Annotated in this window: 15 protein-coding genes; 6 read left to right on the forward strand and 9 right to left on the reverse strand. The window is 60.5% G+C overall.

Annotation, left to right across the window (positions count from 1 at the left end; genetic code table 11):
* The first annotated feature begins 1 nt into the window (after nt 1).
* From AC1D1M_RS01270 to AC1D1M_RS01295, 6 genes are all read left to right on the forward strand, one after another.
* Nucleotides 2–919, forward strand: coding sequence for an ABC transporter permease (locus AC1D1M_RS01270; RefSeq protein WP_477774162.1), 918 nt, complete (start codon nt 2–4; stop codon nt 917–919).
* Nucleotides 916–1,704: an ABC transporter permease gene (locus tag AC1D1M_RS01275; protein WP_057714357.1), complete on the forward strand. Its 789-nt coding sequence runs from the start codon at nt 916–918 to the stop codon at nt 1,702–1,704. Before AC1D1M_RS01270 ends, AC1D1M_RS01275 begins: the two co-directional genes overlap by 4 nt.
* A 16-nt stretch (nt 1,705–1,720) precedes the next feature.
* Nucleotides 1,721–2,788, forward strand: coding sequence for an extracellular solute-binding protein (locus AC1D1M_RS01280; RefSeq protein WP_477774163.1), 1,068 nt, complete (start codon nt 1,721–1,723; stop codon nt 2,786–2,788).
* 166 nt (nt 2,789–2,954) lie between these two features.
* Entirely contained in the window at nt 2,955–4,151 is a 1,197-nt protein-coding gene (locus AC1D1M_RS01285; protein WP_477774164.1) for an amidohydrolase family protein, read from the forward strand.
* Nucleotides 4,148–5,635 carry an amidohydrolase family protein gene (locus AC1D1M_RS01290; protein WP_477774165.1) on the forward strand — a complete coding sequence of 496 codons (1,488 nt, stop codon included), beginning with the start codon at nt 4,148–4,150 and terminating at the stop codon, nt 5,633–5,635. The genes AC1D1M_RS01285 and AC1D1M_RS01290 overlap by 4 nt, the downstream gene beginning before the upstream one ends.
* Nucleotides 5,636–5,647: 12 nt before the next feature.
* Entirely contained in the window at nt 5,648–6,310 is a 663-nt protein-coding gene (locus tag AC1D1M_RS01295) for a flavin reductase family protein (protein WP_007973324.1), read from the forward strand.
* A 120-nt stretch (nt 6,311–6,430) separates the two neighbouring features.
* Here AC1D1M_RS01295 and AC1D1M_RS01300 read toward each other — a convergent pair whose 3' ends face one another.
* From AC1D1M_RS01300 to AC1D1M_RS01340, 9 genes are all read right to left on the reverse strand, one after another.
* Entirely contained in the window at nt 6,431–9,529 is a 3,099-nt protein-coding gene (locus AC1D1M_RS01300; protein WP_477774166.1) for an error-prone DNA polymerase, read from the reverse strand.
* Nucleotides 9,505–10,920, reverse strand: a complete 1,416-nt coding sequence (locus tag AC1D1M_RS01305) for a Y-family DNA polymerase (RefSeq protein ID WP_477774167.1) — start codon at nt 10,918–10,920, stop codon at nt 9,505–9,507. Before AC1D1M_RS01305 ends, AC1D1M_RS01300 begins: the two co-directional genes overlap by 25 nt.
* A 7-nt stretch (nt 10,921–10,927) precedes the next feature.
* A complete protein-coding gene (gene imuA, locus AC1D1M_RS01310; protein ID WP_477774168.1) occupies nt 10,928–11,545 on the reverse strand; it encodes a translesion DNA synthesis-associated protein ImuA in 618 nt (205 codons plus the stop codon).
* A complete protein-coding gene (gene lexA / locus AC1D1M_RS01315; protein WP_477774169.1) occupies nt 11,545–12,162 on the reverse strand; it encodes a transcriptional repressor LexA in 618 nt (205 codons plus the stop codon). Before lexA ends, imuA begins: the two co-directional genes overlap by 1 nt.
* Nucleotides 12,163–12,264: 102 nt before the next feature.
* Nucleotides 12,265–12,537: a gamma-butyrobetaine hydroxylase-like domain-containing protein gene (locus AC1D1M_RS01320; RefSeq protein ID WP_477774170.1), complete on the reverse strand. Its 273-nt coding sequence runs from the start codon at nt 12,535–12,537 to the stop codon at nt 12,265–12,267.
* Nucleotides 12,515–13,618, reverse strand: a complete 1,104-nt coding sequence (locus AC1D1M_RS01325; RefSeq protein WP_477774171.1) for a DegT/DnrJ/EryC1/StrS family aminotransferase — start codon at nt 13,616–13,618, stop codon at nt 12,515–12,517. Before AC1D1M_RS01325 ends, AC1D1M_RS01320 begins: the two co-directional genes overlap by 23 nt.
* On the reverse strand, nt 13,602–14,843 hold the full coding sequence (locus AC1D1M_RS01330) for an MFS transporter (protein ID WP_477774172.1): 1,242 nt from the start codon (nt 14,841–14,843) through the stop codon (nt 13,602–13,604). Before AC1D1M_RS01330 ends, AC1D1M_RS01325 begins: the two co-directional genes overlap by 17 nt.
* A complete protein-coding gene (locus AC1D1M_RS01335) occupies nt 14,840–17,104 on the reverse strand; it encodes a glycosyl hydrolase family 65 domain-containing protein (RefSeq protein WP_477774173.1) in 2,265 nt (754 codons plus the stop codon). Before AC1D1M_RS01335 ends, AC1D1M_RS01330 begins: the two co-directional genes overlap by 4 nt.
* On the reverse strand, nt 17,098–18,147 hold the full coding sequence (locus tag AC1D1M_RS01340; protein ID WP_477774174.1) for an NAD-dependent epimerase/dehydratase family protein: 1,050 nt from the start codon (nt 18,145–18,147) through the stop codon (nt 17,098–17,100). Before AC1D1M_RS01340 ends, AC1D1M_RS01335 begins: the two co-directional genes overlap by 7 nt.
* Nucleotides 18,148–18,149: the final 2 nt, after the last annotated feature.

An 18,149-nucleotide genomic window follows, 5' to 3' on the forward strand; every position in this document is an offset into this window, starting at 1 on the left:
GATGAGCGTCAGCAGCACTTCCCCGGCCCTCAACCGTGCGCTGTTGCTCAGCCCGGTGGTTCTGACCCTGCTGGCCCTGATCGCCATTCCGCTGGGCATCATGGGCTATATCAGCCTGCTGCCGCGCAACGTCTATGGCGGCGTCGACTGGCAGGCCGACTGGCAATTGCAAAGCTACGTGCAACTATTTTTCCAGGAAGGTTTCGACGGCGAACTGGAACTGAACTGGGTCTACGCCCAGGCGCTGCTGCGTTCAGTGTTCCAGGCCGGTAGCACCACGGTCCTGTGTTTCCTGTTCGGCTTCCCGGTGGCGTTGTGGATGTCGAGCCTGACACCCCGTCGGCGCAACCTGATGGTGTTGCTGATCACCATCCCGTTCTGGACCAACCTGCTAATCCGCAACTACGCCTGGCTGATCATCCTGCGTGAACACGGCTGGGTCGCCCAGAGCCTCAATGCGCTGCTCCCCCAGGCCGGTGGCATCACCCTGCTCTACAACGACTTCGCGGTCAGCGTCGGGCTGGTCTACAGCTTTCTGCCGTTCATGATTCTGCCGATCTACTCGACCCTGGAAAAACTCGACTGGCGCCTGGTGGAGGCGGCCTACGACCTGGGCGCCAACCGCTGGCACGCATTGCGCCGGATCATCCTGCCGCTGTCGATGCCGGGCGTGATTGCCGGTGCGTTGCTGGTGTTCGTGCCGAGCCTGGGTGCCTTCATTACCCCAGCGATCCTCGGCGGCGGCAAGACGCTGATGATCGGCAACCTGATCCAGCAGCAGTTCGGCACCGCGCGTAACTGGCCGCTGGGCAGCTCGCTGTCGTTCCTGTTGCTGGGGATCATGTTGCTGTCCCTGGTGCTGTACGCCCTCTATAGCCGCAATGCCGCCAAGACCCTGCGTCGGGGAGCCCAAGCATGATCGCCCTGCACCTGAAGAAACTGCCGCTGACCCGTGAAGTCAGCCTGTTGATGCTGGCCTATCTGTACCTGCCGATCTTTGTATTGATCGCCTACAGCTTCAACGCCAACCGTTCGGCGACGGTGTGGACCGAGTTCTCGTTCGACTGGTACGGACGAATCCTGGCCAACCCGTCAATCCAGACGGCGGCGCTGAACTCGATCATCGTCGCCAGCATCGCCACGGTCTGCGCCACGGCGATTGCCCTGCTTGCGGCGCTGGCGACTTACCGGCCGTTCTACGGACAGAAAATGGTCGAGGGCGGGATCAACCTGCCGCTGATTCTGCCGGAGATCGTCACCGCCGTGGCCACCCTGCTGCTGTTCATGGCGCTGGGGATCAAGCTCGGCTTGCTGACGGTGATCGTCGCTCACATCGGCTTCTGCATTCCGTTTGCCTACCTGCCGATTCGTGCGCGGCTCAACGACCTGGACAAGAGCCTGCTGGAAGCGGCGAACGATCTGTACGCCAACCCGTGGCAGGTGTTTCGCCGGGTGACCCTGCCGCTGCTGTGGCCGGCGGTGCTGTCCGGTTCGGTGCTGGCGTTCGTGGTCAGCCTCGACGATTTCATCATGACTTTCTTCGTCGCCGGGCCGGGTTCGACCACCTTGCCGGTGTACATCTTCTCGGCGATCAAGGCCGGCGTGACGCCGGAGATCAATGCGATTTCGACCCTGATGTTGGTGATTTCCATCGTGCTGGTGGTGCTGGCCTTCTGGCTGGGACAGCGCGGCAAACAACAATGAGCCTGGAGACATCTTTATGAGCAAGAAAGTGAAAAGCATGGGTTTTGCCGTTGCCGGTCTGGCCTTGAGTTGCTTCACCGCGCTCACTGCGTTCGGCGCCCAGGCCGCCGAGCCCAAGGAACTGTTCTTCTACAACTGGACCGACTACTACCCGGTCGAGCTGCTGGCCAAGTTCGAAAAGGAGACCGGGATCAAGGTCACCATGGACGGCTACGACAGCAACGAAACCCTGCTGGCCAAGTTGCAGGCCGGCGGCGCGGCGTATGACGTGATCGTGCCGTCGCAATCGATCATGCGCACCCTGATCAACCAGGACCTGCTGCTGGAAATCGACGCCTCGGCCCTGCCCAACTTCCAGCACGTCAAACCGGCGTTCCGCGACCCGAGCTTCGACCCGGGTCGCAAGTTCTCGGCGCCATACCTGTGGGGCACCACCGGGTTCTCCTATGACAGTGCACGGGTGCCCGGCGGCAAACTGGACGACTCGTGGAAAGAGTTCTTCGAACCGCGTAAGGAACTGCAAGGCCAACTCGCCGCCCTCGACACCTCCAGCAGCGTGATCAACGCCGCCAGCCACTACCTGAATGTCGACGAGTGCAGCGAAAATCCCCAGGACGCCAAGCGCATCCTCGAACTGCTGCAAAAACAGAAACCCTTCCTGAAGATGTACAGCTCGGACAACACCGTCGACCGCATGGCCTCCGGTGAAGTGATCATGATGCAGAACTGGAACGGTTCTACAGCGCGGGCCACCTTGCAGAAGAGCACCATCAAGTACGTGTATCCGAAGGAAGGCCTGGCGATGTTCCAGGACAACTTCGCCGTGCCGAAAAGCGCGCCGCACCCCGGCAACGCGAAGATCTTCATCGACTGGATGATGAAACCGGAAAACGCCGCCGCCGTGTCCAACGCCATCGCCTACGACAATGGCATCCAGAGCGACAAGTTGATCGACGCCAAGTGGCGGGTGATGGACGCCATCAACATGCCCGACGAATTCGCCTCGCGCCTGCGCCCGGAAAAGGAATGCAGCAACAAGGCGCGGGAGCTGCAGGACCGCATCTGGGCCAAGCTCAAGGGCTGATTGTTCGACTTGAAACCGCGGTGCGGCCATCGCAGGCAAGCCAGCTCCCACAGTGATTTGTGTTGATCACAAAATTTGTGAACACCTCGAAACCCTGTGAGAGCGAGCTTGCTCGCGATGAGGCCCGCCCGAACACCGCTGATTAAAAGACCTGAATGAGGTTTGTATGACCCAACCCCGCTGGCTGCGCAACGTGCGCCCCTACGGCGCCCCCATCGAAGACCTGCTGATCGAAAACGGCCGGTTCGCCCAACGTCGCCCCGCGTCGAACACTGAACTGCTCACCTCCGACATCGACGGCCAGAACCAGTTGCTCACCCCCGCACTGGTGGAAAGCCATGTGCACCTGGACAAAACCCTCTGGGGCCAAGCGTGGCGCCCGAACAGTGCCGGCCCGACCCTCAAGGACTACATCGCCAACGAACGCCGCATCCTGCGCGAAGTCACCACGCCCATCGCGCAACGGGCCGGCGCCCTGCTGGAAAACTGCATCGCCCGGGGCTCATTGACCATGCGTTGCCACGTCGACATCGACCCGGAATTCGGCCTGCGTCATGTCGAGGCCATGCAGCAACTGCGCGAAAAATACCGCGACCTGATCGACCTGCAACTGGTGGTGTTCCCGCAAACCGGCCTGATCAGTCGCCCCGGCACCGCCGAACTGATGCGCGAAGCCATGGCCCTCGGTGTGGAGAACGTCGGTGGTCTGGACCCGTGCGGTATCGACAACGACCCTGTCGCACAACTGGATTTCGTCTTCAAACTGGCCAGCGAGTTCGACCGGGGCGTCGACATTCACCTGCACGACAAAGGCGAGCTGGGTCTGTGGCAGATCGCCCTGATCGCCGACTACACCGAGCGTTTCAGCCGCCAGGGCCGGGTGATGATCAGCCATGCCTACTGTCTGGGAATGTTGCCGTGGAGCCAGGTCAAACCGGTGGCCGAGCGCTTGGCGGCGCTGGGTATTTCGCTAATGAGTTCGGCGCCGGCCGATTGCGCGGTGCCACCGTTCCTGGCCCTGCGTGAAACTGGCGTGAATGTGTGCCTGGGTTCCGACGGCATTCGTGATGCCTGGTCGCCCATGGGCAACGGCGACATGCTGGAACGGGCGATGCTGCTGGCGTTCCGTTTCGATTTGAACAAGGACGAAGAACTGGCGGCGGCGTTCGAAACGGCGACCGTCAACGGCGCCCAGGCGTTGGGTTGCGAAGCCAATCGACTGGAGATCGGCCAGCCGGCGGACTTCCTGCTGATGCCAGTGCAAACACTGGGTGAGGCGGTGGTTTCGCGGCCGCTGCGTCAGGTCTATCGCGCGGGTCAGTTGATTGCTGCGGGTGGTCGCTTGCTGGAAAGCCGTTTGTGAAGCGCATCGGCTTGCGGGCCAGTTGCGTGGTCGGTTTCGACGGCACGCAGCATGTGCTGTGGCGCGATGGCGAAGTGGTGTTCGCAGGCTCGCGCATCGAGTTTGTCGGGCGTGGTTATGCGGGGCCGGTGGATCAGTGGGTTGATTACGGTAATGCGCTGATCGGCCCCGGCTTCATCGATCTGGATGCCCTTGGCGATCTCGACTCCACGGTGCTGACCCTGGACAACGGCGACGAGCGCGACATGGGCCGGATGTGGTCGGCGCAGTATCTGGCGCATGGATCGCGGGAAAGCTACAGCCCCGAAGAAGAAGTCTTCAAATACCGCTACGCCTTCACGCAACTGATCCGCAACGGCGTCACCACGGCCATGCCGATCACCTCGATGTATTACCGCGAGTGGGCCGAGACCTACGACGAGTTTGCCGCGGTGGCCGGTGTGGCTGCCGAACTGGGGCTGCGCACTTACCTCGGCCCCTGCTACATGAGCGGTATGAGCTACTGCCAGGCAGATGGAACCCTGGCGCACCACTGGGACGAAGCCCGTGGCATGGCCGGCCTCGATGCCGCCGAACGGTTTTTCCGGGATTTCGATGGTGCGCACAACGGCCTGATTCGCGGTGCTCTGCTGCCCGATCGCATCCAGACCTGCACCCCGGCGCTGCTGCAACGCACCGCCGCGCTGAGCCGGGAACTGAATGCACCGATGCGTTTGCACTGCTGCCAGGGCCTCGGTGAAGTGGCGATGGTCGAGCAACTGCGCGGCACCTCGCCACTGGGCTGGTTGCAGCAGCTTGGGCTTTTGAACCCGCGCAGCCTGCTGCCCCATGGCATCTACACCCGAGGCGATGACGACCTGCTGCGGGTAGTGGATGGCGGCGCGAGCCTGGTGCATTGCCCGGTGGTGTTTGCCCGGGACGGCGAGGCACTGAATTCGTTTGGCCGCTATCGGGCCATGGGCATCAACTTCGCCCTGGGCACCGACACCTGGCCGGCGGACTTGCTGGACAACATGCGCCAGGGATTGAACATCGCTCGCCTGATGGAGGGTGGCAACGAGCTGACCAGCACGCTGGACATGTACAACGCTGCGACCCTTGGCGGCGCCAAGGCACTGGGCCGCAACGATATCGGTCGCCTCGCACCGGGCTGCAAGGCCGACATCACGGTGTTCAACCTGCGCGGGATGCACTTGGGACCGCTGTTCGATCCGCTGAAGAACCTGGTGCTGGCCGGGCGCGGCGACGACTGCATCGCCAGTTACATCGACGGCCGTTGCGTGATGCGGGACGGCCAGGTCGAGGGCGTCGACTACCCCGCCCTGCAACGCCAGGCCCAACGCCAATTCGAAAAACTGATGCGCAGCCACAGCGACCGGGCCATCGGCCAACCGGACTGGAAAAGCCTGTTCCAGCCGGCCATCCCGTTCGCCGACGACTACAGCGCCCACGCGCCACTGAGCGCGATTGATCCACTTTTCTAGAGATTTCTGCCCATGCAAAGCTTCGACTTCAGCACATTGAGCCCACGGGACAAATACAAGATCCTGATCGGCAGCGTAGTGCCACGACCGATTGCCCTGGTCACCACCGTCGATGGTGAAGGCCGGATCAACGCGGCGCCGTTCAGCTTCTTCAATGCGCTGTCGGCCGATCCGCCCATCCTCGCCCTGGGCGTGGAAAACTACGGCGACCAAAGCCCCAAGGACACCACCCGCAACATTCAGCTTAACCAGGAGTTCACCGTGAACATCGTCAGCGATGCGCTGGTGGAAGCCATGAACGTCTGCGCCGTGCCCTTCGCCCCCGGTTTCGACGAATTGACCGCCGCCGGCCTCACCGCCATCCCCGGCACCACGGTCAAATGCCCGCGCATCGGCGAAGCCCCGGTGGCGCTGGAGTGCCGGCGGATGATGGCGCTGTCCATCGGCCAATCCCGGGAGATTATCTTTGGTGAAGTGTTGATGGCTCACGTGCGCGATGAACTGATCGATCCGAAAACCCTGTACATCGATCAGTTGGGGCTGGATGCGATCGGGCGCATGGGCGGGCATGGCTATGCGCGGACGCGGGATTACTTCGATCTGCCGACACGATCGTTGCAGGCGTGGACGGATGCGCCGGGGGGTGGGGAGCGGTTTTGGCCGCTGGCCAAATAAACCGAGGTTGCACAAAACCTGTGGGAGCGGGCTTGCCCGCGAAGGCGTCGGCACATTCAATATTAATGTGTCTGATACACCGCTATCGCGAGCAAGCTCGCTCCCACAGGAATTGCGTTATTAGTGAAAATCGCGGCTACGCACACTGATACCGTCCAACAACGAACTCAGGTCACTCAAACGCCTGGCAATCAGATGCCGCACCTCCCCCTCCTTCTCCCAGCGCCCATCAACCTTGAGCAACTGCGAGCCGACCAACACCTGGCGCTGTCGCTCGGCCAGGTCGCGCCACACCACCACGTTGACGTTGCCGAACTCGTCCTCAAGGGTGACGAAGGTCACGCCGCTGGCGGTGGCCGGGCGTTGTCGGCCGGTGACCAGCCCGGCGACGCTGACTGGCCGACCGTGCTCGACGTCCAGCAACTCCTTCGAACTGCGGCAGCGTCGCGCCTTCAACTCACCGCGCAACAGGGCCAACGGATGCGGCCCGAGGGTGGTACCGACACTGGCGTAATCGGCTTGCAGGTCCTCACCCACGGTGGGTCTGGGCAACGACACCGCGTCCTCCTCCTGGCTCGGTACGCCGGCGAACAGGCCCAGCTGCTTTTGTACCCCGGCCACTTCCCAGCGTGCCCGATGCCGGTCGCCGACCAGGCCACGCAACGCGCCGGCATCGGCCAATTGCTCCTGGGCGCGGGCATCGAGTCGCGCCCGCTCGCCCAGGTCGGCGATGTCGGCAAACGCGCCTTTGGAGCGTGCCGCCTCGATGCGTCGGGCATCGTCCTCGCGAAAACCCTTGATCATGCGTAGCCCCAAGCGAATCGCCGGTTGCGCACCGGCGATCGGCTCCAGGCTGCAATCCCAGTCACTGGCGCGCACGTCCACCGGACGAACCTGCAAATGATGACGCCGGACGTCCTGCAGAATCTGGTCCGGGCTGTAAAAACCCATGGGCCAACTGTTGATCAGCGCACAGGCGAAGGCCGCCGGCTCGTGGCATTTCAACCAGCAACTGGCGTAAGTCAGCAAGGCAAAACTGGCCGCGTGGGACTCGGGAAAGCCGTAGCTGCCAAAGCCCTTGATCTGCTCGAAGATCTGCGCGGCGAATTCCGGCGTGTAGCCTTTTTTCTTCATGCCGGCGGCCAGTCGATCCTTGTGCGGTTCCAGCCCGCCATGACGCTTCCAGGCAGCCATGGAGCGGCGCAACTGATCGGCCTCGCCGGGGCTGTAGTCGGCGGCGACGATGGCGATCTGCATCACTTGCTCCTGAAACAGCGGAACGCCCAGGGTGCGTTGCAACACCTCCCTCAATTCTTCGGAGGGGTAGGTTTCAAGCTCTTCCTTGTTGCGGCGACGCAGGTACGGATGCACCATGCCGCCCTGAATCGGTCCGGGGCGAACGATGGCCACCTCGATCACCAGGTCATAGAACGTGCGGGGCTTGAGCCTGGGCAGCATCGACATTTGCGCCCGGGATTCGATCTGGAACACGCCGATGGTGTCGGCACGACCGATCATGTCGTAGGTTTGTGAATCTTCGGCAGGCACCGTAGCCAGGCTCAAGTCCCGGTTGCGATGACGGCGCAGCAGGTCGAAACAGCGACGAATCGCACTGAGCATGCCCAAGGCCAGGATATCCACCTTGAGCAGCCCGACCGCATCGAGGTCGTCCTTGTCCCACTGGATGATGGTGCGCTCGGCCATGGCGGCGTTTTCCACCGGCACGAGGTGGTCCAGCGGCTGCTCGGAAATGACGAAACCGCCGGGGTGCTGGGACAGGTGCCGGGGGAACCCGATCAGTTGCTGCGTCAAACTCAACACCCGGCGCAGCACCAAGTTTTCGGGGTCGAAGCCGCCTTCACGCAAGCGCTCCACCGGCGGTGTTTCATCACTCCAGTGGCCACAGCAATCGGCCAGGGCATTGATCTGGTCTGGCGGCAAACCCAACGCCTTGGCCACATCGCGCACCGCACCGGCCGCATGGTAAGTGCTGACCACGGCCGTCAGTGCCGCGCGAGTCCGACCATAGCGCTGGAACACGTACTGCAAGACTTCTTCGCGGCGCTCGTGCTCGAAGTCCACATCGATATCCGGCGGCTCGTTGCGCTCCTTGGAGAGAAAGCGTTCAAACAGCATGTTCATTCGCTCGGGGTCGATCTCGGTGATGCCCAGGGCGAAACACACCGCCGAGTTGGCCGCCGAGCCCCGGCCCTGGCAGAGGATTTTCTCGCGCCGGGCGAAGGCGACGATGTCCTGGACGGTAAGGAAATAGCTTTCATAACCCAGCTCGGCGATCAACCCGAGCTCCTTGTCGATCAGCCCGCGCACCTTGTCGCTTGCACCGTCGGGCCATCGCTCGCGAATGCCGCGCTCGGTCAACTCCCGCAGCCAGGACGCAGCGCTGTGCCCGTCTGGCACCAGTTCGCGGGGATATTGATAACGCAACTGGCCAAGATCAAAGGTGCAGCGCCGGGCGATGTTCAGCGTTTCTGCCAGCAAGCCTGGCGGGTAAAGCGCCTGCAGCACGTCGAGACTGCGCAGATGGCGTTCGCCATTGGGGTGCAGGCGCAACCCGGCATCGGCCACCGGCAGGTGATGACGGATCGCGGTCATGGTGTCCTGCAAGGCGCGCCGGCCGCGCGCGTGCATGTGCACATCGCCACTGGCCACGGCGGTAATGCGCAACTCCTTGGCCAGGCTCAGCAGATCGTTCAGGCGCCGGGCATCGTCCTGACCGCGATGCAACTGCACCGCCAGCCACAGGCGCTCGGCGAAGACCTGCTTGAGCCAGCGGCCCTGTTCAAAGGCATCGACAGCATCCGGCAGCCACAACGCCAACAATCCCGGCAACGGTTCGCTGAAGTCTTCGCGCAGCACCTGATACTGGCCTTTCTGCGTGCGGCGTCGGGCGCGGGTGATCAATCGGCACAGCGCCTGATAGCCCTCGAGGCTCTCCACCAGCAGCACCAGTTTCGGACCGTTCTCGATGCGTATTTCACTGCCGATGATCAGCGGCAACTCCACGGACTTCGCCGCTTGCCAGGCGCGAACGATGCCCGCCAGGGTGCATTCGTCGGTGATCGCCAGGGCTTGATAACCCTGCTTTTTCGCGCGCTGGAACAACTCGAGGGCACTGGAGGCACCGCGCTGGAAGCTGAAGTTCGACAGGCAGTGCAATTCGGCATATTCGCTGCTCATGCGAACCAGCCCTGCAACCACAACGGGCCGTCCTCGCCGACCGCCCGGTAGGCCCAGCCCTGTTGGCCGGCACGGGTTTCGATCAGGTAATAGTCACGGCGTACGTCGTCACCGTCCCACCAGCCGGACTCGATACGCTCCGGCCCCATGAGGATGCGCGCCGAGCCCTGATGCACGGCCAGCGGTTCAGTCAGCAGCCAGCCCGGCCGTTTCACGGCGGCCGGCACCGCGCAGGGCTGGCTGTCGGCACTGGCCTGCCACGCACACTCGGGGCGGTGATCGGCCTGGAAGCGCAGGCCATGCACCGCGTCATCCCCCAGCCGCGCGCGCAGGCGTTCGCGCAGTTGCTCCCAGGGCAAGGACTGCTGCGGGCGATCGTCGAACAGTTCCTGATGCTGGGGTACGAAGGTCGGCAAATCCTCGGCGCGCAAGCGAAAGCCGCGCACCGGCGCCTCGACCTGGACATGCTCCAGCCGTCCCCGGGCCAGTTCGAAGAGCATCGCCGGATCACGCTCGGCGCTGAGCAGGCCGACCTTGATGAGCGTATCCGGCAACCCGGCGTGTTCCAGATGCAGGTCGAAACGCTGTACGCCGCTGTCGCGACCACAGAGGAACGCCGACAGATCGCCGGTCAACCGGCGCAACGGAAACAGCAAGGCTTGATGGGACTGCACATCGAAATTGAGCTCGATGCGCACATCAAAGCGATCCGGCGGCAGGTAGAACGCCAGGGCCAACCGCCGCAAACCGAACAGGGCATCCAGATGCTTGAGCACCTGGGCCTCGAAACGCCGGGCCAGGCTATGCCGTGGCAACGCCTGCACCTGGCTCAAGGTGCGCAAGCCCATGCGCGACAAGGCCGTGGCAACCGGTGCTTCGAGGCCGATCCGGTCGACGGGCATTTGCCCCAGGTGATGCTGCAAGGCTTGATCGTCCGGGACCACCAGACCGTCATAGGCGTTGGCCAGCACCCGCGCCGCCACCGGGTTGGGCGCGGCCACGATGCGGTGCCGAAACCCCAACTCACCGAGCTCACGGCGCAAAAGTGCTTCGAATTGCGGCCAGGTGCCGAACAGGCCAAGGCTGGATTCGATCTCAAACACCACGGCCCGGGGGAAATGCACGCTGACCTGGGAACTGAAGCGATAGGCCCAGGCGGCGAGAAACTGCTGCCAGTGTTCGATTTCAGCGGCGTCGTATTCGGCCGTGACAAAGCCTTTGCTCAAGGCCTGTGCCGCGCTCATGGACTGGCCGGGACGCAAGCCCAGCGCCCGCGCCGCACCGTTGACGGCCTGCAGCACCCGGCGCTGGGCCGGGCCGGTCAGCAGCGCCAGGGGTTCATCGGGATCGGTGCGCTGACGCAGTACCGCGTCCAGCGCCAATTGCGGGAAAACAATGCAGACCCAGCGCATGGCAACCTCAATGCCCCACGGCGAAGGCAATCGGCGCCGGACGGGCCAGGCCGCCGCGGCACTTGAGCACGCGCAGTTGTGCCGGTCGGGCATCGATGGCAATGCGCAGGGCCGCTGGCGAAGGGTTGACCGCTTCACCGAGGGGGCGATAGACGAAGGCCAGGGTCTGGCCGGTTTCCGCCGCCACCTGCAAGCGGCGCAAGGCGCGGTCATCGGCCTTGTGCGGCCAGCACAGCACCGCGCCGCAACTGCCCGAACGCAGGCATTGCTCCGCGGCCCACAGCGCATCGCGCTCGCTGGCCTGGATGATCGACAACTGACGCAGATCCACTCCGGCGCCCTGCCACGCCTGGGGATACGGCACATAAGGCGGCGCCACCAGCACGATGCGCTCGCCCGCCGCCGACAGCCGTGCCAGGGTCGGCCACACCAGTTGCAACTCGCCCACGCCCTGCCCGGCCAACAGGATTTCCGTCAACGCCGCCTCCGGCCAGCCACCGCTGGGCAATGCGGCGTCCAGCGCGGCATGCCCGGTGGGTTGCGGGCTGGCGGCCGGTGGCGCAGGCCGGCCCTTCCAGACCTGGCCGCCATTGAACAGCGTATCCAGCGCAACGACGGCACCCATCAGCCTTGCCTCACCAAGCCACAGAACACGCCTTCGATGGCCAGGTCCCGGTCGGCCTCGACAATGATCGGCTGGTAGGCCGGGTTGCGTGGCAGCAGGCGAACCACATCGCCGACCCGCTCGAAGCGCTTGATGGTGACTTCGCCGTCGAGCCGCGCCACGACGATCTGGCCATTAACGGCCTCGGGGCTGCGGTGCACGCCCACCAGATCGCCGTCGAGGATGCCGTCCTCGATCATCGAATCCCCTCGCACCCGCAACATGTAGTCCGGCACCCGCGAGAAGATCGACGGATCGAGCAGCAAGCGGCTATGGATTTGCGCATCGACACCGATCGGCGCACCAGCCGCCACCCGGCCGAGCACCGGGATGTCCAGCAACTCGGGACGCGGCGGCTGCCCGAGCAGGCGAATGCCCCGGGCCTGATGCGGGTTGACCTCGATAAACCCGGCTTCGGTCAGCGCCAGCACATGCTTGCGCGCCACGCTGCGGGAGGCGAAACCGAACGCCTCGCTGATCTCGGCGAGGCTCGGAGGCTGACCATGCTCGGCGATGCGATCGCGGATGAAGGTCAGGATGGCGGTACGGCGGGGAGTCAGAGTCGTCATGGAGTACATTTGTACTCTTTTGGCTTTTTCCTGGCAAGAACTTGTAGGAGCAGCCGGTCGACGCTCGATTGCTCGAGATAAGGCCAGCACAGTCAACATCGATATTGAATGTCAGTCCGCTATCGCGAGCAGGCTCGCTCCTACAGGGGTGAGTTGTGCCAGGTAGGCCCACGGATAACCCCCCCCCCGCTCATGCCCATCGCTGAAGACCAGTTGCAGGCCATACCCTTGCGGGTTCAGTTCGATCACCCGAACCTGCGCATCAACCCGCCAAATCTTCCAGCGCCGTGACGGCACCGGCAGGCAAGTACATCGCAGTAACTCCAACGCCTGATCCAGCGCTTCGAAGAACCGCTCCAGGTCACTGGCTTTCCATGAGCTCAAAGCGCTTAATCGCGCCTACGATTTTTTCAACGTCACTGTCTGTCAAATGATGGTGGCAAGGAAGAGTGAGCATTTCTCGGGACAAGCGCTCGGTATTGGGCAAAACAACCTGAGCTTGGCTCTTCAACCAAGCTTCTTGCCAATGAATAGGTGTCGGATAATGAACAGCCGCTTGGATATCATTTTCGGCCAGGTAGCTTTGTAACCTGTCTCGGTGCTTCGACTGCACCACATAGTGATAGTAAGACCCACCGGGCTTGCCACCACCAAGGTCTATGGCCGTCGCTGTCTCGCTAAGGGCCTGATCATAGAAAGCAGCGATTTCCCGTCGCCGCTTCAACCATTGGTCTAAATACTGGGCCTTGATGTTGAGGGCTGACGCCTGCAACGAATCGAGGCGCGAATTGATTCCGAACAACACTGATTCATTGCGCGTTTCCAACCCGTGATTACGTGCCCTCCTGGCATATTCGGCAATCTTCGGATGGGTCGTCACCAGAACCCCACCATCTCCCAAGCCACCGAGTGTCTTCAGTGGATGCATGGAAAAGGCTGATGCATCGCCACGAGTGCCCACTTGATGCCCGTCAAGGGTAGTGCCGATAGCCTGGGCGCAGTCTTCTATTACCGCCACACCGCGAGAACGACACAAGTCAATTATCGCGTCAATGTTCAATGGTCGGCCGCGCAGGTAAACCGGTATGACTGCCTTTGTCCGGGCATTCATGAGAGGCTCGATGGTATCGGCATTTATGAGTTCATCATCGCCCACATCTGCCAGAACGGGTGTGGCGCCAGCGGCAACTATTGCCCCCACCGTCGCGACGAAGGTGTTTGCACAGGTGATGACTTCATCGCCGGGCCCTATTCCGAGAGCCCGCATCGCCAGAAGCAAAGCGTCGGTGCCTGAATTGAGGGAAATGGCATGAGCCCTGTTGCAACGCTCGGACATCCATGCTTCGAACCTCGTGACTTCCTCGCCAAGCACAAAGTCTCCCGTCACCAAAAGCTCCTGCCAACGTTGAAAAATCAGGGCTGAAAGATCTTGGGCCTGCTCTTGCACGTTATTGCACTTGATCATTTTGAGCACTCCTTGGCATGAGCGTAAGGGCCGCCAAAACAATGAACAGGGTACCCACTGCACTGAGGATTGCCGTGAGGGAAAGGGTCTGGGAGTAACCAATCAGCCCGCCGACGATTCCGCTTCCAAGATAAATAAAGGGGTGCAGGCCACTGGTAAAAAACGTATCGACTGCCACCACTTTACCGAGGTCCTTCTCGGGAGACAGTGTCTGCATCGCGGTGGCCCATCCCGTCAACCAGGATGCTTCGACGATGCCCACGAAGGTCGCCCCCAGTATTGCCATCCAGGGTGCGCTTCCCATGCCGAGAAGAGCCATTGCGCCAGCCAGGAATAATCCACAGGTCACGGCAAGCCCCATCAGTCGTGCATGGCCAGAAGCGAGTACCGTGATGATTGATCCAATGCACGCGCCGAATCCCGAGGCGGCCAGACACACCCCCCACATTTCTTCATTGAATCGATCGCTGATGGCATAGGGAGCGACGACCAGGAAAATCGGGAAACACAATACGTTCACCACGAGGGTGGCCGCGAAGCCCAGCAAAAGCTTGGAGTTGCCGGTAACGATGGCAATGCCATTGACCGCTTCTCGGATCGAAAACTCCTCCTCGAACTCATGGGGCTCCACATTAGGCAACATCGTCGTGTAAATGGCGGCGCAGAAGAATGTCAGACCATCGATCAATATGCCCCAGACCGGATCCCAGAAAATGATGAATACACCCAGCGTCGCGGGAAACAGCACAGCGACCAGGTTGTCGACAAAGTTCATCGCACCATTGCCTGCCACCAGTGCTTGCTTGGGCAGCAAATTGACGAGCAGTACCTGAGCGCACGGACGGGAAACTCCGATACCGATGCCAAATATCAAATAGGCCACGACCAGGCACCACCAGGGCGCATCGGAGACGATCAGTGCCACCGCTGCCAATTGCGCGATACCCCGCGCCGCATCGGTGTAAATCAGAACCTGCCTAGGCGACTTTCGATCCGCCAGCAAACCTCCGGCCAAGGCCCCGATCACTGTTCCTACCCCGACTGCCGCCATAACAAAACCGAATATTTCTGCTCCGAAACCGGTCCGGATAAGCGCTATTGGCAGCGCGGCCAGACAAATAGCGTCGCCGGCCATCGAGAGACTCTGTCCAATGAGTAACTTGCGAAAAGACGAGACGCTCAGCGCTTCGGTATAAGGTGATAAGCGATCGGCAATTGAGATCATAAGTAATCCTCCTTGAGACCTATACTTGCGTCCTCATTTAAGTGCGTAGCGAGCTTCAATCCCCCTCGGCGGACTTCGAGTTCTCCTCGACCAAGGATCGAGACCTTGAGCCGCTGTCCACGAAAGTAAAGGGTGAAATGGCAGGAGTCCCAATGGGTAGGTAGCTGCGGCCTGAAGGACAATCGCCCTTCTTTAACATCGACGCCGGCCAATCCCTCAACAAGTCCTTGCCAGGCGCCGGCATAGGCAGAAAGATGCAATCCGTTGCTGTATTCGGTCACGGGGGTGAAGTCCAGGTTGTAGCGACTCGCCCGTAGCATGAAATCGGCACAAGTTTCCGTCTCACCCAAATGCGCGGCCACCACTGCATGGGGGCCATAGCTCAGCGAAGACTCATGTACCGTACGCGGTTCATAATAGTTAAATGCCGTGCGTTTAACGATGTCTGTAAAGTGCTCGGGAAATAGTGACATGAGCAAAACTATGTCCGCTTGCTTTATCAAACGTGAATCGAAGTTTTGCAACTTTTCGGCCTTTTCCCGTTCAGCTTCGTCGACAAACTGAGGGCCACGTTTCTTATCCATTCTGAGGCGAGTGTCTGGCAGGGAAGCATATCCCTCGAACTCCTCAGGGATCGAAACACCCGCCACTATCATCCAGGGCAGGTAGACGTTACCTGCCAGGGTGTGCCACCACTCGATTTCCGCAGCTAACACCGGCGGAAAACCACAGCGCCCTACTAATGAAAGGGCAAGCCTGATGCACCATCTGAGCATGTAGTTGGTAAAAAAACTGTTATCCACATGGTAATGGTATTCGTCCGGCCCCATCACCGACTTCAGGACATAAGCTTGCTTATGCTCTGACCAGTTGAAAGTTGACGCCGCGAACCTGGCACTTTCAACAATGATTTGGTATCCCCGTGACTCCATATACTCATTGTCACCGGTGGCTTCCCAGTATTTATTCAGTGCATAGCAAACATCAGCTGAGATATGTAGTACCTCCTGAGAGCTCCATTCTCGTCTCAGTTCCGGATCGGGATAGGACAGCACATAATGGGGGCCGTTCTCGGTGCCCATGTCGTTGGATGCTTCGGGATAACGAGCCCCGGCGAAGCCACTGACTTGGGCGAACAACCGCGCCTGCTCTACGAAATCGTAGCGGTAGTCGATCAAGGCTTTTGCGATTTCGGGGTCGTTCCAGATCCAGAAAATACATTTATGCAGTTCAGTATCGAAAAACGTGGCACCAGAATGATAAGTGCTAGTTAGTCCTCGTGCTGGTGAAATCACACCTCGGCCATTGGTCTTCGACCCGATACCATGTTGCAGAAGTTGGAAAACGGCATACTTCATACCAAGTTCCGCAGGACTGCTTCTTGAATTGATGATGACTTCATGATCATCCCAAAGCGTATTCCAACTTTTCTGGTGTGCGCTTTCGATACCAGCCGGATCGGTGTTGGAGGGAACAAAGGCAGAAATCGAATTAAAAGAGTCTTTCGCTAATTGCCAGTGCACGGAAAGTTGCTGGTGCCCGATTGTCGAAAAATCAAACGTTATCGAGGCGACGCAGCCACTGTCCTCTTCATCCCAGTAAATAACGGAGCTGGCGGCCGGTTGGGATCTTTCGAAACGAAGGCTATAGCTCAGTCGCTGTTCTCGCGTCTCCACTATTACACTTAAGTCACCGTCGTCGCTAAAACTCTGTTTGATATTGTAGTGACGGGCAGTCAACCAAGCGGAGGCACCCAGGTATTCATTCAATGCCGAGACGTCCATGCCAAAGTCCAAGCGCACCCGATGCGGTTTTCCCCGGCCGCCGACCCGGTACAACCCTATGTAGGTCGAGACGGCGGTGACATCGGGCGCATTGATGAATTGCCTTACCGTCAACTCGTATTCGATGCCCCCGACCCGTACCCGTTCGGTACTGATGACGGTCGCCTTGTCGAGCGACAAGACAACGGTCGAAGTGTCCTGAATGTGACGGGCGCGCTCGCCAGTATCGACATCATAGAGTCGGATAATCCTCGGCGCCGGCAGTGAAACTATCTCCCGGGACACCCCGAGCCCGGCAACATAGGTGTCTCCCACCAACAACTGTGTGCGTTTCGTACGCGCGGATGACTCGGGTACATATGGACGCACCCCTATATGAGCACTGGCTAAGGTCGCCACGCAGGCTACAAAGGCGGAAGATCTCGAGCTGACCTCGACGATCTCCTCTGCCCGATTTCCATAAGAAATGCTTAGCACGACGAAGTTTCTCCGCGAGGTTCGAAGGACCAATCGTTGTGCTGCATACTTCGAACGTTGTGGTAGCGGGTGTCCGAGAGCACATCATTGCTATCTATGAATTTCCCCGACTGCCATTGCTCGCATATCTCCAGAACAGCATCCCGGATCGAATAGATGAATTCGAACCCGAGTTGCTGCTGGACCCGGCGCGAATCCAGGCGGTATGAGCGGATATCATCACTGGCGGTGGTGATGATCGGTACGTTAGTTGAGAAGTACTTGTCGACGATATCTTTTACCTGGTTTGCGATATCGGTGACCGTATGGTTTTCATAACCGACGTTGATGGCCGTTCCACAGATCGAACTCAGAGACTCTCGCTGGACGAGCATCGTATAGAGTCGGGTGAGATCGCCGATATGGACATTTGGGCGGAACTGGTTGCCTCCAAACACGGTGATTTCACCGCGCGCAAGCGCGCTGGCAGTCAGGATATTCACCGTAAGGTCAAGCCGTTGCCGAGGCGACCAACCGCAGACCGTGGCTGCTCTAACGGCTACGGTCTGGAAGGTTGAATCGGTCAAGTCGAAGAGTATCTTCTCTCCTTGCGCCTTGAATCGATTGTAGTCAGTGATCGGAACGCAGGCTTGGTTCTCATCGACGAAGGGTTCTGCATTGATCCCGTACACGCTCGCCGACGAGGCGTAAATGAAACGCTGGCAACCCAGACGCTTTGCGCTACCAATTAAATGGGGCAGGCAATCGATATTGATTGACTGGCCCAGTTCAGGGGCCAAATTGAAACTTGGGTCATTGGCAACTGCGGCAAGATGGATAACGGTACTGGCGTCCTGCAACACCTTATCCACGACGGAGTTGTCACGAATATCACCTTTGATGAATTCCAGGCGAGGGTGGCTCATGAACAACTCAAGCCCATTGGAGAAGAACAGCGTGTCCAAGACCCTGACTCGATAACCTGCGGCCAGTAGTTTGGGAACCAATCGGGATCCGATGTAGCCCGCCCCGCCTGTTACAAGAACAATTGATGCATTACTCATAT

The organism is Pseudomonas sp. P1_F7, from assembly GCF_056405655.1.

Excerpts from the sequence above, each read along its gene's own strand:
- AC1D1M_RS01270 (WP_477774162.1), top strand. The coding sequence starts at position 2 with ATGAGCGTCAGCAGCACTTCCCCGGCCCTCAACCGTGCGCTGTTGCTC.
- AC1D1M_RS01275 (WP_057714357.1), top strand. The coding sequence starts at position 916 with ATGATCGCCCTGCACCTGAAGAAACTGCCGCTGACCCGTGAAGTCAGC.
- AC1D1M_RS01280 (WP_477774163.1), top strand. The coding sequence starts at position 1,721 with ATGAGCAAGAAAGTGAAAAGCATGGGTTTTGCCGTTGCCGGTCTGGCC.
- AC1D1M_RS01285 (WP_477774164.1), top strand. The coding sequence starts at position 2,955 with ATGACCCAACCCCGCTGGCTGCGCAACGTGCGCCCCTACGGCGCCCCC.
- AC1D1M_RS01295 (WP_007973324.1), top strand. The coding sequence starts at position 5,648 with ATGCAAAGCTTCGACTTCAGCACATTGAGCCCACGGGACAAATACAAG.
- AC1D1M_RS01305 (WP_477774167.1), bottom strand. The coding sequence starts at position 10,920 with ATGCGCTGGGTCTGCATTGTTTTCCCGCAATTGGCGCTGGACGCGGTA.
- imuA (WP_477774168.1), bottom strand. The coding sequence starts at position 11,545 with ATGGGTGCCGTCGTTGCGCTGGATACGCTGTTCAATGGCGGCCAGGTC.
- lexA (WP_477774169.1), bottom strand. The coding sequence starts at position 12,162 with ATGTACTCCATGACGACTCTGACTCCCCGCCGTACCGCCATCCTGACC.
- AC1D1M_RS01325 (WP_477774171.1), bottom strand. The coding sequence starts at position 13,618 with ATGATCAAGTGCAATAACGTGCAAGAGCAGGCCCAAGATCTTTCAGCC.
- AC1D1M_RS01330 (WP_477774172.1), bottom strand. The coding sequence starts at position 14,843 with ATGATCTCAATTGCCGATCGCTTATCACCTTATACCGAAGCGCTGAGC.
- AC1D1M_RS01340 (WP_477774174.1), bottom strand. The coding sequence starts at position 18,147 with ATGAGTAATGCATCAATTGTTCTTGTAACAGGCGGGGCGGGCTACATC.